The organism is Bacillus sp. T33-2 (genome assembly GCF_002860205.1).
Taxonomy (GTDB): domain Bacteria; phylum Bacillota; class Bacilli; order Bacillales; family Cytobacillaceae; genus T33-2.
Window position 1 is genome coordinate 35,358 of the sequence record NZ_PGVB01000008.1, and the last position, 14,702, is coordinate 50,059.

The window sequence follows — 14,702 nt, forward strand, 5'->3', positions numbered from 1 at the left end:
TTTTATCCTCCTATTCATTTGTGGAAAATTGCTTTAAAAAACGAATATCGTTTGTATAGAAATGGCGTATATCATCAATTCCGTACTTAAGCATGGCAATCCGCTCTACACCCATTCCAAATGCAAACCCGGTATATTTTTTCGAATCGAAGCCGGACATCTCAAGCACGGCCGGATGGACCATGCCTGCGCCCAATATTTCAATCCAGCCAGTGTGCTTGCATAAATTACATCCATGCCCGCCACATTTATAGCAGGAAATGTCCATTTCAACAGAAGGTTCTGTAAATGGGAAAAAACTTGGCCGCAGCCGGATTTCCCTTTCCTCGCCGAACATTTTTTTCGCAAACACTTGAAGTGTTCCTTTCAGGTCAGTCATGCGGATATGTTCATCGACAACCAGCCCTTCAATCTGCATAAATTGATGGGAGTGAGTCGCATCATCATTGTCACGCCGGTACACTTTCCCCGGGCAAATGATTTTCACTGGTCCTTTGCCGTGGTGTTTTTCCATTGTCCGCGCCTGTACTGGTGACGTTTGCGTACGAAGCAGAATTTCATCGGTGATATAAAAGGAGTCCTGCATGTCACGTGCTGGATGGTCCTTCGGCAGGTTCAGCGCTTCAAAATTGTAATAGTCTTTCTCTACCTCCGGCCCTTCTGCAATCGTGTAGCCCATGCCAATGAACAGATCTTCAATCTCTTCGACGATTCTGGTCAAAGCATGGCGGTTCCCTGTTCTGACCGGCCTTCCTGGCAGGGTAACATCTATTTGTTCGGAAGCCAGCTGAAGCTTCACGGCCTCTTCTTCAAGCTGTATTTGTTTTTCTTCAATTTTACCGGAGATTCGGTCCCTGACTTCATTAGCCAGGGCCCCCATCTTTGGCCTTTCTTCTGCAGACAGCTTCCCCATGCCCTTTAAAACTTCAGTGATCGGCCCTTTTTTACCAAGGTAAGCGACCCGGATTTCATTCAGCTCTCTCAGGTCAGCAGCGCTGCCCACTTTTTCGAGGGCTTCTGCCTGTAATTCCTTCAATCGTTCCTGCATTTCAAATCCTCCTTTTTGTACATTCCAAAGCCTGTTTTTAGGCAAAATAAAAACCTCATCCCAACAAAAGGGACGAGGCTTGGTTTCGCGGTACCACCCTTATTAACACACAGAAACATTGTATGTTCGCTTCATTCGGATAACGGCGGTGTGCCGGTGCATCTTTACATTTTTTATAATGGTCCCGATGCCAACTCGGGAGGTGAACTTCGCTGTGCCCCCGCCATAAAAATGCTTTCAGTCTTCGGCATTTTCTCCCTAAATGGTAGCAGGCAAGCTACTCTTCTCCGTCATTGTTTTTCTCAATAATCAATTTGCTGTTTATTATAGTATAATGTCAGGCGGTTTTCAACAAAGAGCCAGCCTATTTGGCCGTTTTTAGGTAATATAATAGTATCCCGGCGGCAACCGCCACATTTAAGGATTCACTTTTGCCGAAAATGGGGATGAATAAGTTTTCAGTTGTTTCATCCAGCAGCTCCTGCCTCACGCCATTGCCCTCATTCCCGACCAACAGGGCAAACGAATCCCCCGGGGCGATTTCTGTGTACTCGCGGGCATTTTCCAAGGCTGTCCCATACACTGGAATGCCATGCTGGCGCATCCGCTCAAGCCATCGAAAAAGATCACCGCTTACGACGGGCAAATGAAAATGGCTTCCCTGGGCAGACCGGAGAACCTTTGGATTATATATATCTACACTGCCTGTTCCGACAATGACCGCGTCAATCCCGGCTGCATCCGCAGTCCGGATCATAGTCCCAAGGTTGCCCGGATCCTGGACAGAATCGACGAGGAGAAATGTTTTTCCCTGAAGGTCTGAAATGTTTGGCTGGCGGCATACTGCGAACACACCCTGAGGCGTTTCTGTGTCAGCCAGTAATCGGACAATGTCATCAGTCACTACTGTCACTATTGTGTCTCCGTAATCCCAGCTTTGCGGCATCTCAGCCTTTTCGCTGGCGATGATCTCGATTATGTCCGTCCCTGCCGATAGTGCCTCCTCAACGAGATGGAATCCCTCCACGATAAAAGCACCCGCTTTCTGCCTTTCTTTTCTGCCCAGGAGTTTTTTCCATTGCTTCACTTGGGGATTATTAACAGACTGAATGTATTTCAACGCCGTCTCTCCTTCCATTGCAAGCCACGCTCAGTTTTCTAATAATAGCTTAACTAATATACATATTAAATCCAAATTTAGCAATCATATTGAAAGAAGTGAAATTAAAAGGAGTGTGTACAAATGGACATTAATTTACGCCATGCCATCCACCAGAATGTTGCCGGCAACTCACAGGAAGAGCTTGAGGACACTATCATTGACGCGATTCAATCCGGAGAGGAAAAAATGCTGCCTGGCCTTGGTTTCTTATTTGAAGTAATCTGGCAGCATTCTTCCGAGCAAAGCAAAAAAGAGATGCTTGCCGCGTTGGAAAACGGGCTGAATAAATAAAAAGAAATCCTCCGGTGCACGGAGGATTTCTTTTCTTATTCAAACGTAATTCTGTCCACGGTTTGTCTGTCAAGCCGCTTGATCACTTCGACAATGAGCTTTACGGTGTTTTCAAAGTCGTCCCTGTGGAGCATTGATGAATGGCTGTGAATATACCTTGTCGCAATCGTGATCGATAATGCAGGAACCCCGTTGCGGGCAATATGGATCGAACCAGAATCGGTGCCGCCTCCAGGCATCGCATCGAATTGATAAGGGATGTTCAGTTCATCAGCCACATCGACGACTAAATCGCGAAGTCCTTTATGGGAAACCATCGATGCATCATAAAGGATGATCTGTGGGCCCTCTCCCATTTTTCCCATTGCTTCTTTCTCGGAAACTCCCGGTGTGTCACCGGCAATACCTACGTCCACACTAAAAGCGATGTCCGGCTCAATGAGATGGGCCGAAGTTTTGGCGCCGCGCAGCCCCACTTCCTCCTGCACTGTCCCTACTCCATATACTACGTTCGGATGGTTTTCGTTTTTCAGCCGCTTCAGGACATCAATTGCAATCGCGCAGCCAATCCGGTTATCCCACGCTTTGGCGAGCAGCATTTTTTCATTGTTCATAACAGTAAATTCAAAGTAAGGAACGACCATGTCCCCGGGCCTGACTCCCCATGCCTTTACTTCATCCCTGCTTGAAGCGCCGATATCAATGAACATGTCCTTGATTTCCACCGGTTTTTTGCGTGCTTCGGGCGTAAGAATATGAGGTGGTTTGGAACCGATGACGCCGGTAATATCGCCTTTATTTGTGACGATCGTGACCCGCTGGGCAAGCATGACCTGGGACCACCAGCCACCCACAGTCTGGAAACGGATGAATCCTTTATCATCGATGCTAGTAACCATAAAACCGACTTCATCAAGATGGCCTGCAACCATGATTTTAGGACCGCCGTCCTGTCCGACTTTTTTGGCGATTAAGCTTCCAAGCCCATCTGTTGTAATCTCATCAGCATACGGCTCTATGTATTTTCTCATTACCTCGCGCGGCTGGCGCTCATTGCCTGGAATACCATTCGCATCAGTTAAATCTTTTAGCATCGTTAACGTTTCATCTAAATTTGCCACTTATTTCGACCCCCTTAATATTTTAGTGCCCATTCATTATACAAGAAGTTGCAAAGATGCACAAAAATTCTGCTAATAACCCTTCAACTGTCTTTCATAATTTACTACATTTTTTTTAATATATGCTTCTTCAATTTGTCCACTTGAAAAACCAAGGACAGAAGCGAGCTGGATATAGCCGCTGAACAAGTTTCGGTAATCCTCCAGGCTGCGGCTGCCACGGAAGCGCACGGCTGCTTCATACACCTGCAGGAATTGGGCATTTATATCCAGTGACTCCAGTGGTTCTTCAATCGGCAAGTCCCTGATATCAAAACCTGCTTCTATGCCGAGCGACAGAATGAAATGAACACCATCCACAAACTCCTCTAAAATGACCGCGGAATCAGATGGAGGCTTCACACTCCAAAATTTAAAGCATCTCGTTTCGTTGGCCAATTCCCCGAGTTCAACGAGAAGTGCAAGCACTTTCTTTTCAAATAAATCCTCCGCTAGCAGCCCGTGCTTTGTCTCAATATGGTTGTCCAGCTCTTTTTGCATGCTTAAAAGTTTTTCCAAGTTCAATTTGTCCCCTCCCTCACCTTTTCCAGGAATTGTATATAGCTAAAGTCGATTAGAATCTTTCAAATCGACCTTTTCAAGGAATTGTAATTGCTTAAAGTCGATTAGAGCCTTTCTATTCCACCTTTTCAAATAATTGAAGGTCCCTGAAGTTGATTAGAATCTTTCAAATCGACCTTTTTAAGAAATTGTAATTGCTTAAAGTCGATTAGAGCCTTTCTATTCCACCTTTTTAAGGAATTGTAGGTCCCTGAAGTTCATTAGAATCTTTCAAATCGACCTTTTCAAGGAATTGTAATTGTTTAAGATTAGAGCCTTTCTATTCCACCTTTTCAAGGAATTGTAATTGCTTAAAGTCGATTAGAGCCTTGTCTATTCCATCTTTTCAAAGAATTGTAGGTCCCTTATGTCGATTAGAAGACTTCTATTCGACGTTTGAAAGCAATGATCTCTCCAAAAAGTCGATTAGAGCCTTTCTATTCCACCTTTTCAAGGAATTGTTTCTCCATAACGTCGATTTGGACCTTTGTATTCCACCTTTTCAAGCAATTGTAAATGCTTAAAGTCAATTATGGCCTTTCATTCGACCTAATGAGGCAATTGTGTATGTCTGTCTAAAGTCATTTAGCACCTTTCAATCAGCACATACAAAAAATTATAAATGAAATGAAAAATCAATGAAACTTAATTATTCCTTATCCGTAAATAAACAAAATGAAGATGGAGGGCTTTTCATGTTGTTGCTTGTGCGCTTCCTGCTATTCGCCTTAATTTTGTTTATTTTATATAGAATGGTCAAATATGTTATCGACCCGAAAAGAAAGCTTGAGCTTGCCCATGAGCAGAAACGCTATTTCTTTTTGGATGACGAAAACAATATCAGAAAAAACTTCCTGGTTACATACAAAGGAGTTCTCTTTGAAGGCGAGAAATACTTAGGGACAACCGATAATGCCTTTGAAGTGGTTTCCATCTTCGTATGGCCGCGAAATACTGCCTCTTTAAAGGGGCTCGTCCGGGAAGATTTCCTTTTTATCGAAAGAAAAATCCTTGACCATTACCAAAACGCCGTAGTCGACTGGAAAAGCCCGATCAAAGAATTCATGGAAAAGGATCGGCCATTCTAGCATCGCGTAAAGAACTCGCCGATTGCGAGCCCCTAAGGTTGAAGACAGAGGCGTGGAAAAGCACAGTTTTCAGTCTGCTACGCCTATGCTGGCGTAGCATTTTCCTTATGCACTTATACTTATTTCCTAAATTGGCCCCTTCGTCGAGTTTTCTTTTCTTGCTCCAATTTAAATCAGCACGCGTTCACTAGGCTTGCTTTTTGGTTTTTATCTAAGAAGTTGAATGAAATACAAATACCCAGCAAAATTCAAGACCGATAGAAGCGGCAGCCCCAGCTTGAATTGAAGATGCTTCGTCTTATGGCGGTAAAACTGCATGCCAAATGTTGCCCCGATTGCTCCCCCCAGGAATGCCACCAGGAACAACGTGCTTTCCTTTATCCTGTACAGCTGCATCTGTGCTTTCTTTTTATCGGCGCCCATTATGTAAAAACCCAGCAAATTCATAAAAATAAAATAGATTACTACAAATTGCAGGCTTGTCATAGCGTTCCCCTCCTCCAAAACTTAAAAAGCCACTCTCAATGCATGAGAATGGCTTAATTGATTACTTATTGTATTGTTGCTTTGCAACATTTGCAAGTTCAGCAAATGCGTTTGCGTCGCTTATTGCCAGTTCAGCAAGCATTTTGCGGTTTACATCGATGCCTGCAAGCTTCAAGCCATGCATTAAACGGCTGTAAGAAAGGCCGTTGATGCGGGCAGCCGCGTTGATACGAGTAATCCAAAGTTTGCGGAAGTCGCGCTTTTTCTGGCGACGGTCGCGGAAAGCATACATTAAGGATTTCATAACCTGCTGGTTGGCAACTTTGTATAATGTATGTTTTGAACCGAAATAACCTTTAGCTAATTTAAGAACTTTTTTACGACGTCTGCGAGTAACTGTACCGCCTTTTACACGTGGCATGTCATTTTCCTCCTATATAAATCGATCGCTCGATATTACTTAATGTTGTCCAATAGATGACGGATGCGTTTGAAATCGCCTTTAGAAACAAGTGTTGCTTTGCGAAGCTTGCGCTTTGCCTTAGTTGATTTATTGGCAAATAAGTGGCTTGTATAAGCGTGTGAACGCTTCAGCTTGCCAGATCCAGTTCTTTTAAAACGCTTTGCAGCGCCGCGGTGTGTTTTCATTTTTGGCATTGGGGACTTCCTCCTTGTTACTTGTCGTTTTTAGGTGCTAAAACCAGGAACATGCTCCGGCCATCCATCTTCGGATGGGACTCAATGGTAGCAACTTCCTTGCATGCTGCAGAAAAACGGTCTAAAACGCGCTGGCCGATTTCCTTGTGTGTAATGGCACGACCTTTAAAACGGATCGATGCTTTAACCTTATCGCCTTTTTCCAAAAACTTGATGGCATTGCGAAGCTTTGTATTGAAGTCATGCTCATCAATTGTCGGGCTCAGGCGGACTTCTTTAGTTGTAATGATTTTTTGGTTTTTCCGCGCTTCTTTGTCTTTCTTTTGCTGCTCGAATTTGAATTTTCCGTAGTCCATGATGCGGGCTACAGGAGGCTTTGCATTCGGTGCAACAAGAACAAGATCAAGATTCACACGCGCCGCAATTTCAAGCGCTTCATTTTTTGATTTAATTCCCAGCTGCTCGCCATTTTGGTCTATGAGACGAACTTCACGGGCACGGATGCCCTCGTTCAACAGCATATCTTTGCTAATAGTTAGCCACCTCCAGGGTTTAATACGAATACAAAAAGTTTGGGTCAAGAATCAACATAATTATTTATAACAGAAAGCACACGCTTGAACTGTTACATCCCGAGCTTTGTCGCAAATAAAAAAGTGCGGGCATAAAACACCCACACTTACGAAAACAAATGAGATAAGTCCATTTTCCGTAAAACCTGCCAACTGCTTAAATTGCGTCAATCAGGTGAGAAGCGGGTGCTTCTTCTTTTCCTCAAACTCGTATTCAACTACCTATGCTAATATATCACAAAGACTTTTCCATGTCAAACGATGCATTCTTTTGCAGCAACGAAAAATATTGTATCAAATAGGCTGAAACGAATCAAGTGGTTTTTCAAAAATTCTCATTACATATCAAAAAAACTCAGAAAGAGAGGGAACGTACTTCCCTCTCTTTCCTGTTACACCCGTTTTGCCACTGCCTTAAATGCCTTCAGGAAGTCTTCAAACGGCACTGTTTCTGATTTTTGCTCCCCGTATTTGCGGACGTTGACTGCGTTCTCTTCAATTTCCTTATCGCCCACGACAAGCATGTACGGGATTTTTTGCATTTGGGCTTCCCTGATCTTGTAGCCGATCTTCTCGTCACGGCTGTCGATCTCGACCCTGAAGCCTTCTGCTTTCAGCCTCTCCTGAATTTGGCGGGCGTAATCATAATGCACATCGGGAGCAACCGGGATCACCTGGGCCTGGACAGGCGCAAGCCAGGCAGGGAATGCCCCCTTATATTCCTCGATCAGGAAGGCAACAAACCGTTCCATTGTCGAGACGACTCCGCGGTGGATGACGACAGGACGATGCTGTTTGCCATCTTCACCGACATATGTCAAATCAAAGCGTTCCGGAAGAAGGAAGTCGAGCTGGACAGTCGACAATGTTTCGTCCTTGCCGAGGGCTGTCTTTACTTGCACATCAAGTTTAGGCCCGTAGAATGCGGCTTCCCCTTCAGCCTCAAAGTAGTCAAGGCCGAGGTCATCCATCGCTTCTTTCAGCATGCTCTGTGCTTTCTCCCACATGGCGTCATCGTCAAAATATTTTTCTGTATCGGCCGGATCGCGGTAGGACAGCCGGAACGAGTAGTCGTTTATGTTGAAATCCTTATAAACCTCAAGAACTAACTGCACAACTCGCTTGAATTCATCCTTGATTTGGTCAGGACGGACAAAGACGTGTGCATCGTTCAATGTCATTCCCCGCACCCGCTGCAGGCCTGCCAATGCGCCAGACATCTCGTAGCGGTGCATGGTTCCCAGTTCGGCAATCCGGATCGGCAGCTCCCGGTAGCTGTGGATGCTGTTTTTGTAGACCATCATGTGGTGAGGGCAGTTCATCGGGCGGAGGACAAGCTGCTCATTGTCCATATCCATTACCGGGAACATGTCCTCATGGTAGTGGTCCCAGTGTCCGGAAGTTTTATAAAGATCCACGCTGCCCATGATTGGTGTGTAGACATGGTCATAACCTAGGCTGACTTCCTTGTCCACAATATACCGTTCAATCACGCGGCGAATTGTAGCACCCTTTGGAAGCCAGAGCGGCAGTCCCTGCCCAACGAGCTGATTGTTTGTAAACAGGCTCAACTCTTTCCCGAGCTTGCGATGGTCGCGTTCTTTTGCTTCCTCTAGGAGGCGTAGGTGCTCATCTAGATCCTCTTTTTTGAAAAAGGCTGTACCGTAAATGCGCTGCAGCATTTTGTTGTCGCTGTTGCCGCGCCAGTATGCACCTGCGATGCTCAACAGCTTAAATTCTTTAATTTTTCCGGTGGAAGGGACATGCACGCCCCGGCACAGATCAAAAAACTCACCCTGTTCATATATTGTTACAGTTTCATCGGCCGGTATCGCTTCAATTAACTCAAGCTTATATTCATCCCCGATTTCCTTGTACAGCCGGACAGCTTCATCACGGCTGATTTCTTTACGGACAACATCGAGATTTTCCTTTACGATTTTAGCCATTTCTTTTTCAATGGCAGGCAAATCTTCCGGAGTGAGCGATTCTTCCAAATCAATATCGTAATAAAAACCGCCTTCAATCACCGGGCCAACCCCAAGCTTAACATTTTTGAAAAGCCGCTTGATTGCCTGGGCCATGAGGTGGGCTGTACTGTGGCGAAGGATTTCCAGTGCCTCGTCCCTGTCCTGGGTAATGATTTCGATTGCCCCGTCTTCTCCGATTGGACGCCGAAGATCATACAAGCTACCGTCCACTTTCCCCGCCAGAGCCTTTTTCTTGAGGCCCGGGCTGATTGATGCCGCGATATCTTCAGTTGTCGTACCTTTAGGAAACTCCTTGACTGCTCCATCAGGAAACGTAATTTTTACAACGTCTTCCATCACTTTTCCTCCTTATTTGCATAAGCCAATGATAAGACGACCCCGCGAAAAAATAAAAAAACCCGTCCCCAAAAAAGGGACGAGTTTACTCACACGCGGTTCCACCCAATTTTCCATTTTTAAACACATCAGTTTAAAAACGGCTCTGGTTCAGATAACGGCTGCTGCCGCCAGCAAATACTTGCGCGAACCGGAACATTTCCCGGCTGCTTGCTTTCATTGCTGAAGTTCAGAGGCGGTAAGCACTTCTATTCTGTTAGGAAGGTTTCAGCCCTGCCTTCCCTCTCTGCAAACCAAACTAGAATGCCCATGTCCTCATCAAGACTTTTGCATTATCATATAATTATGTACGTTATTATAGTTTGTAATGTACCGAAAATCAAGTGCGCTGTTACATTTTTTCATATGGTTCAGATAAAATGGCAGCCTGGCATTCATAAAACAGCGCTATCGGAAACACTTTAACCCGTTCCTCAAAAATGTTTTTGATCGTCCGCACAAGAGGCTGCTCCGGGTCGTTGGAATAAAGGAAGATGGTGGTGGGTGCGGTTGAAAGCAATGGGGCAATCGTCACGGAATCCACATAAACAGGATGATTGGCAACTAGCTTGCGATCGATCGTTTTTACAATGTCACTCCTCTTTATTTCTTCAAAGAACTCGTTGTAAAAAGCTGCTTCTTCTTTTATTACCAAGTGAAGATGGCTGAATTGGGCAGGTCTGCCCACGAGGAATTCACGCAGCGTCTGCACGAACATCTGGTAATCCTGCTCCATTTTAAATTCATCGATTGCCACCTTTAAATAGCTGCCTAGCTGTTCAATGTACGATTTCAACCGGAACATGACAAAAGAGTCAAAAGAAAACGTGATTTTTTTGGAAAACAATTCATCAATTGCCGCCATTAAAGTACGTTCATCTGACAATCCCTTAAAAAACCCGGCAAGTTCCTTTCGGTTCCCCTCTAAAACAGAATAAAGGATATCCAGGATTTGCCCCTGCTCCTCAGGATCTGTAAAAAAATAGTTTTCAGAAAGAATTGTTCTGCACCATTCATCCCGTTTTGTTAATATGATAAATTCAAAAAATCCTTGCTTCACTTTATTCAAAGCCGCTGCCGACAGCTTTTTGACAGGGATTTTTACTTTGTTGCGTTCTCCGTCAAGAAGAATTTCGCAGTGTTCCAGAAATGATGCCAGGCAGCCATTAAGCATTTCCTGAAGTTTTAAGGCATCCTGGTGTTTTTGGAAGATGATTTCAACCAACCAAATCCCCCCTATAATCCAATCTCTGATTAAATATATATGGGGAACTTGTTCAATTTAGAAGCACAGGCACAGGACAATTCACCTTGCCTGCTTATGGCTATTTGATACAAAAAACCACAGCTGTCAACTGTGGTTTTACAATTATTACGCACCTTCGGCCCATCAAGACCGGCGGTTCCTGCCATCCACTTTAACCGGCACGGCAAGATATTTGATTCTTTCCATGATCCTGGCAGCTTTTAATTGCTCTTCTTCGCCCCGTTGGCTATGGGTCAGATGGTGTTCCAGCCCAGTTAAATCAAAATTCGATGTAAAGAAAGTCGGAAGGTTTTCCATCATCCTGAACTGGAGCACGGTCCCCAGTACCTCGTCCCGTCCCCAGCCGCTCATCGTTTCCGCGCCAATATCGTCCAGCATGAGGACCGGGGCCTTTTTTATGATCTCCAGTTTCTCGCTTACAGTGTGGTCACCGATCGCGCTTTTCATTTCACGGAAGAATTCAGGCACATAAACAAGCAGTGAGCTGACCTGTTTTTTGGCAAGTTCATTTGCGAGAGCACCGAGCAAATGCGATTTACCGGTTCCAAACGGACCGAATAAATAAAGGCCTTTCTGCTTTGCGCCCGGGGAATAATTTTTAACAAAATCCTTTGCCGCTTTTATTGCTTTCAGCCTGCCAGGGTCGATATCCATGTCAGTCAGGGAGGCGTTCAGGATTTCTTTCGGTACAAAGATGCTTTGAATCAGCCGTTCATGCTTCTGCCTTTCATCATGAAGCACTTTTTTGTGGCAGCGGTCGTATTTAATATCAATATTATTTCCGTTCAGCACTAGCTTTGGTTCATATCCCTGGATCATATTTTTACAGTTTGAGAGACTTTCGCAATTCCCGCAGCCCTTGCTCTGGCCAGAAAACTCGTCCAGTTTGGTCAAGCTTTGATCTATTATTTCCGGTGTTACGCGATCCCCGTGTTTCCGTAAAAACTCCTGAATATGCGGATCAGACATGACTTCTTCCTTTTTTGCTTCATAACGCTCCTGAAAATTCTGGTTGTTTGCCAGTTTTCTAAGCGTCTCATTAATGCTTTGCAACGTAAGGGCACCTCCCCTATTTCAAATTTTTCAACTCTTCCTCAAGCTGCTTCTTTTCTGCTTCAAAATCAAAATCTTCGTCTGCAGCTTCAGGCTTTCTATCAATCTCGCCTTTGCGGGCTTGTTCAAACCAATCAGGAAGCAGTTCTTTTCTTACAGGTTTCCGGTTCCCACGTGCTGGCTGGGTTTTCTTGCCTTCAGCCCAATCAAGATACTGGCGGTGCTCAAGCTTTGCAAGTTCCATTGCCTGCCTTACCGTTTTAATCTGCTTGCGGGCCCAATGGCTGGCGATTTTTTCGACATAGCCTTTAGTCATCTTCATATCCGTTTTGAGCATAACATATTGAACCAGGACATTCACGACTCCCGGCAAAAGTTTTTGCTTGAACATGACATCCTCAATGATCTGCAAATCGGATTTTGACGCTTCAGCCCCTCCGGAAATATCGATCAGCAGCTGGCGTGGGGAAGTGGTCTCGAGGTAATGGATCAGTTTTTCCTCTTGCGTTTCCAGCTGTGCCGGCTCTTGTTTATGCTTAACAGGCTGGACGCGATCAAGCAATGATGGCAGCTGGTCCTGATTCTCAAATTGGTACCAGTCCCGGGCGGCTTTTCTTAATTCTTCAATATCAATTTCATTTTCTGGTGAAAGTGCCCCTAACACAATATTTTTCATCTGCATTGCATCAATCCCGTATAAAAAGGCAAGATTGCTGATCGCTTCTCTCACTCTCTGGTTTAATGCCTTGCCAGGCAGCAAAGATTCCTTGAGGCCCGCCGTTAACAGATCAAAATTAAAGAAAGAATCATCCAGCCTGACCCCTTCAGCGTCCTGTCTTCCTATAAAAGCAAAACCATCGGCAGCCCCAAGATCATCCGCGGTTTCCTTATTATACTTAAGGGCGTCTGGTGAGGCGGATGAAATGTAAACATCCTGAAAAGCTCTTGTGATATTTACATATTCCTCTTCTGCGCCGCTGTTCTTCTTTATGCTGAAAAATCGCTTCATTCTTAAAAACTGGTTCCTGCCCACTTTGCGGTACAAATAGATATTAAGGAGCCCGTCAAGAAAAAATTGCTCAGGGGTAAGAGGAGCCTGTAATTCATAAATAAAGGCACGTCCCTCTTCGCCGTTTTTCATAAATGCCTTTAAAAGGCCCATGCCCTCAAGCTTTAAACGGGCATTATATATTTCCTTCAAATTCATGTCCATAATCGTCATCAATCCGTGGTGGGAAGCAGCTTCCGACCAGAGCCGGTTTTCTTCCAATTCGGTCCAGAGGGTCATGTACAGGCTTAAACAGACAGGCCCAATAAGGGGCTGGTATAAAAAAGTAAGCACCTTCCGATCATAATCGTTCAACAACCCGCTTGCCGTGACACTATACTGGTCTACCGGCAAAATTTCCTGCCAATGCTGTGCCATTCCCCTCAAACCTTTCTTCTCTGAATACAGCGCATGAGCTGCTAGTAAAAAAAGAGCTAAGGCATTTTCCCTTCAGCTCCGTGATCACTGCTCTTTTTTTATTAATTCTTTTAATTCGTCGATGAACACGTTGATGTCTTTGAATTGGCGGTACACAGAAGCAAACCTGACATATGCCACTTCATCCACCTTTGCCAGCCTGTCCATCACCATTTCACCGACAGCTTCACTTTTCACTTCTGAAATCCCCTGGTTACGAAGCTCCTTTTCAACCTCTGAGGCAATATCCTCCAGTTCCTTTAAAGCAACCGGACGTTTTTCACAGGCTTTAATCAGTCCTCTTAACAGTTTTTCCCGGTTAAACTCTTCCCTTGTTCCATCCTTTTTAACGACTATAAGTGGAATCTCTTCCACTTTTTCAAAAGTGGTAAACCGGTATCCGCATGATTCACATTCTCGTCTCCGGCGGATTGACCTTCCTTCGTCAACTGGCCGGGAATCAAGCACCCGGGTCGAATTATTCTGGCATGTTGGGCATTTCATCAAAATCAGCTCCGGATTTTTTTCGTACTGAACTACTTCTATTCTATCTTATAAAAAAGACCGTATATGTACAAGTAGCTCTATACATTTCCATTTTTTCCAGAGCCAACAAAAGTATGGGCTTTGTCAAGCTTTCCGTATAGGCGGAGCACTTCCTTTTTCAAGGCAGGATATATGCCTGCAGGGGAAAACCGGTCAGTCGAAATGTTAAAATCGACCGCTGTCTCAAATGGTTTCGTTGTGATAATTGTGGCGACAATGAAAGCTGGAAATCCGCTGTTGGTCTCAGCGGCAATTTCCCCATGGTCTTTAGAAACATTGGTTATCTTTCCATTTTGTTCCTTAAGAAGCTGTTCGACCGTTTGGAATACTTGATTGAAGTTCGCTTTATAATATCTTGTTTTCAACTGTGGATCACGGTGATTTTCACCTGTTTCACAAAGCTTTTGATAACGGATGGCTAATGATCGAAAAAAAGACATTTGTTTTCCTCCAGCTCTTATACGTATATTGTATTACAAAAAAATTCGTTTGAAGAGGTAAATCAAAATAATTAAAAAAGAGGTGTGTATGATATACACCCCTCATCATTTCATTGATAGCCATCGAATTATTAAAGAGCTTTGGCCTGTGCCTGCTTAACACGGACAGGTCCCATGCCGCGAGGGATTTCGATGTTCTCGCGAGTTTGCGCTCCTAACGCTTCAGCAATGTAGTCAGCCGCAATATTCGGATTTAAGTCGCCGCATGTATAAACATCTATGCTGGCGTAGCCATGCTCTGGAAAACTGTGTATTGACAAGTGGGACTCTGAAATAATGACCATTCCACTTACACCCTGAGGCGCGAATTTATGGAAAGCCACTTCGCGGATTTCAGCACCGGATTTAAGTGCAGCTCCAACAAAGATTCGCTCGATTTGATCGATGTCATTTAACTTATCAAAATCGCAGCCCCATAATTCAGCAATAACGTGACGACCCATAGTTTCCATATTCAATTTCCCCCTCTAACTTATTGAC

The 14,702-nt window shown here is 44.5% G+C and carries 17 protein-coding genes and 3 other annotated features; of the genes, 2 read left to right on the forward strand and 15 right to left on the reverse strand.

Features of this window, described 5'->3' with window-relative positions; all coding sequences use genetic code 11:
- Positions 1-10 precede the first annotated feature (10 nt).
- Positions 11-1,048, reverse strand: coding sequence for a phenylalanine--tRNA ligase subunit alpha (pheS, locus tag CVD19_RS05655; RefSeq protein ID WP_101580893.1), 1,038 nt, complete (start codon positions 1,046-1,048; stop codon positions 11-13).
- 65 nt (positions 1,049-1,113) lie between these two features.
- Positions 1,114-1,351 (reverse strand) — a binding site (T-box leader).
- A gap of 61 nt (positions 1,352-1,412) precedes the next feature.
- Positions 1,413-2,168 carry a TrmH family RNA methyltransferase gene (locus CVD19_RS05660; RefSeq protein ID WP_101580894.1) on the reverse strand — a complete coding sequence of 252 codons (756 nt, stop codon included), beginning with the start codon at positions 2,166-2,168 and terminating at the stop codon, positions 1,413-1,415.
- A gap of 123 nt (positions 2,169-2,291) precedes the next feature.
- On the opposite strand from CVD19_RS05660, the gene sspI reads away from it, so the two are divergent.
- On the forward strand, positions 2,292-2,501 hold the full coding sequence (sspI, locus tag CVD19_RS05665; RefSeq protein WP_101580895.1) for a small acid-soluble spore protein SspI: 210 nt from the start codon (positions 2,292-2,294) through the stop codon (positions 2,499-2,501).
- Positions 2,502-2,536: 35 nt separating this feature from the next.
- Here sspI and CVD19_RS05670 read toward each other — a convergent pair whose 3' ends face one another.
- On the reverse strand, positions 2,537-3,622 hold the full coding sequence (locus CVD19_RS05670; protein WP_101580896.1) for a M42 family metallopeptidase: 1,086 nt from the start codon (positions 3,620-3,622) through the stop codon (positions 2,537-2,539).
- Between the two features lie 72 nt (positions 3,623-3,694).
- Positions 3,695-4,186 carry a dUTP diphosphatase gene (locus tag CVD19_RS05675; protein WP_101580897.1) on the reverse strand — a complete coding sequence of 164 codons (492 nt, stop codon included), beginning with the start codon at positions 4,184-4,186 and terminating at the stop codon, positions 3,695-3,697.
- A gap of 731 nt (positions 4,187-4,917) precedes the next feature.
- On the opposite strand from CVD19_RS05675, the gene CVD19_RS05680 reads away from it, so the two are divergent.
- On the forward strand, positions 4,918-5,310 hold the full coding sequence (locus tag CVD19_RS05680) for a sigma-w pathway protein ysdB (RefSeq protein WP_101580898.1): 393 nt from the start codon (positions 4,918-4,920) through the stop codon (positions 5,308-5,310).
- Positions 5,311-5,517: 207 nt separating this feature from the next.
- On the opposite strand, the gene CVD19_RS05685 is transcribed toward CVD19_RS05680, so the two are convergent.
- The 11 genes from CVD19_RS05685 to speD all read right to left on the reverse strand — a co-directional run bounded on the left by CVD19_RS05685 (position 5,518) and on the right by speD (position 14,674).
- Positions 5,518-5,796 carry a DUF1294 domain-containing protein gene (locus CVD19_RS05685; protein ID WP_101580899.1) on the reverse strand — a complete coding sequence of 93 codons (279 nt, stop codon included), beginning with the start codon at positions 5,794-5,796 and terminating at the stop codon, positions 5,518-5,520.
- Between the two features lie 61 nt (positions 5,797-5,857).
- Positions 5,858-6,217 (reverse strand): 50S ribosomal protein L20, encoded by a 360-nt coding sequence (gene rplT / locus CVD19_RS05690; RefSeq protein ID WP_101580900.1) that lies wholly within the window; start codon positions 6,215-6,217, stop codon positions 5,858-5,860.
- 35 nt (positions 6,218-6,252) lie between these two features.
- Positions 6,253-6,453 carry a 50S ribosomal protein L35 gene (gene rpmI / locus CVD19_RS05695; RefSeq protein WP_101580901.1) on the reverse strand — a complete coding sequence of 67 codons (201 nt, stop codon included), beginning with the start codon at positions 6,451-6,453 and terminating at the stop codon, positions 6,253-6,255.
- 17 nt (positions 6,454-6,470) lie between these two features.
- Positions 6,471-6,974 (reverse strand): translation initiation factor IF-3, encoded by a 504-nt coding sequence (gene infC, locus CVD19_RS05700; protein WP_142383507.1) that lies wholly within the window; start codon positions 6,972-6,974, stop codon positions 6,471-6,473.
- Positions 6,975-7,097: 123 nt separating this feature from the next.
- Positions 7,098-7,229: a sequence feature (ribosomal protein L20 leader region), on the reverse strand.
- Between the two features lie 188 nt (positions 7,230-7,417).
- The gene (gene thrS / locus CVD19_RS05705; protein ID WP_101580903.1) at positions 7,418-9,352 is read right to left on the reverse strand and encodes a threonine--tRNA ligase; all 1,935 of its coding nucleotides are present in this window, start codon (positions 9,350-9,352) and stop codon (positions 7,418-7,420) included.
- Between the two features lie 72 nt (positions 9,353-9,424).
- Positions 9,425-9,683, reverse strand: a binding site (T-box leader).
- A gap of 60 nt (positions 9,684-9,743) precedes the next feature.
- Positions 9,744-10,616 carry a putative sporulation protein YtxC gene (locus tag CVD19_RS05710; protein WP_101580904.1) on the reverse strand — a complete coding sequence of 291 codons (873 nt, stop codon included), beginning with the start codon at positions 10,614-10,616 and terminating at the stop codon, positions 9,744-9,746.
- A 165-nt stretch (positions 10,617-10,781) separates the two neighbouring features.
- Positions 10,782-11,711 carry a primosomal protein DnaI gene (gene dnaI / locus CVD19_RS05715; protein WP_101580905.1) on the reverse strand — a complete coding sequence of 310 codons (930 nt, stop codon included), beginning with the start codon at positions 11,709-11,711 and terminating at the stop codon, positions 10,782-10,784.
- A gap of 16 nt (positions 11,712-11,727) precedes the next feature.
- The gene (locus tag CVD19_RS05720) at positions 11,728-13,137 is read right to left on the reverse strand and encodes a replication initiation and membrane attachment family protein (protein WP_101580906.1); all 1,410 of its coding nucleotides are present in this window, start codon (positions 13,135-13,137) and stop codon (positions 11,728-11,730) included.
- A gap of 84 nt (positions 13,138-13,221) precedes the next feature.
- Positions 13,222-13,680, reverse strand: a complete 459-nt coding sequence (nrdR, locus tag CVD19_RS05725) for a transcriptional regulator NrdR (protein WP_101580907.1) — start codon at positions 13,678-13,680, stop codon at positions 13,222-13,224.
- An 80-nt stretch (positions 13,681-13,760) separates the two neighbouring features.
- A complete protein-coding gene (locus CVD19_RS05730; RefSeq protein WP_101580908.1) occupies positions 13,761-14,162 on the reverse strand; it encodes a hypothetical protein in 402 nt (133 codons plus the stop codon).
- 131 nt (positions 14,163-14,293) lie between these two features.
- On the reverse strand, positions 14,294-14,674 hold the full coding sequence (gene speD / locus CVD19_RS05735) for an adenosylmethionine decarboxylase (RefSeq protein WP_101580909.1): 381 nt from the start codon (positions 14,672-14,674) through the stop codon (positions 14,294-14,296).
- Positions 14,675-14,702 lie beyond the last annotated feature (28 nt).

Coding starts and splice junctions, on each gene's coding strand:
- pheS (WP_101580893.1), bottom strand. CDS start 1,048: ATGCAGGAACGATTGAAGGAATTACAGGCAGAAGCCCTCGAAAAAGTG.
- sspI (WP_101580895.1), top strand. CDS start 2,292: ATGGACATTAATTTACGCCATGCCATCCACCAGAATGTTGCCGGCAAC.
- CVD19_RS05680 (WP_101580898.1), top strand. CDS start 4,918: ATGTTGTTGCTTGTGCGCTTCCTGCTATTCGCCTTAATTTTGTTTATT.
- CVD19_RS05685 (WP_101580899.1), bottom strand. CDS start 5,796: ATGACAAGCCTGCAATTTGTAGTAATCTATTTTATTTTTATGAATTTG.
- rplT (WP_101580900.1), bottom strand. CDS start 6,217: ATGCCACGTGTAAAAGGCGGTACAGTTACTCGCAGACGTCGTAAAAAA.
- rpmI (WP_101580901.1), bottom strand. CDS start 6,453: ATGCCAAAAATGAAAACACACCGCGGCGCTGCAAAGCGTTTTAAAAGA.
- infC (WP_142383507.1), bottom strand. CDS start 6,974: ATGCTGTTGAACGAGGGCATCCGTGCCCGTGAAGTTCGTCTCATAGAC.
- thrS (WP_101580903.1), bottom strand. CDS start 9,352: ATGGAAGACGTTGTAAAAATTACGTTTCCTGATGGAGCAGTCAAGGAG.
- CVD19_RS05720 (WP_101580906.1), bottom strand. CDS start 13,137: ATGGCACAGCATTGGCAGGAAATTTTGCCGGTAGACCAGTATAGTGTC.
- nrdR (WP_101580907.1), bottom strand. CDS start 13,680: ATGAAATGCCCAACATGCCAGAATAATTCGACCCGGGTGCTTGATTCC.
- CVD19_RS05730 (WP_101580908.1), bottom strand. CDS start 14,162: ATGTCTTTTTTTCGATCATTAGCCATCCGTTATCAAAAGCTTTGTGAA.
- speD (WP_101580909.1), bottom strand. CDS start 14,674: ATGGAAACTATGGGTCGTCACGTTATTGCTGAATTATGGGGCTGCGAT.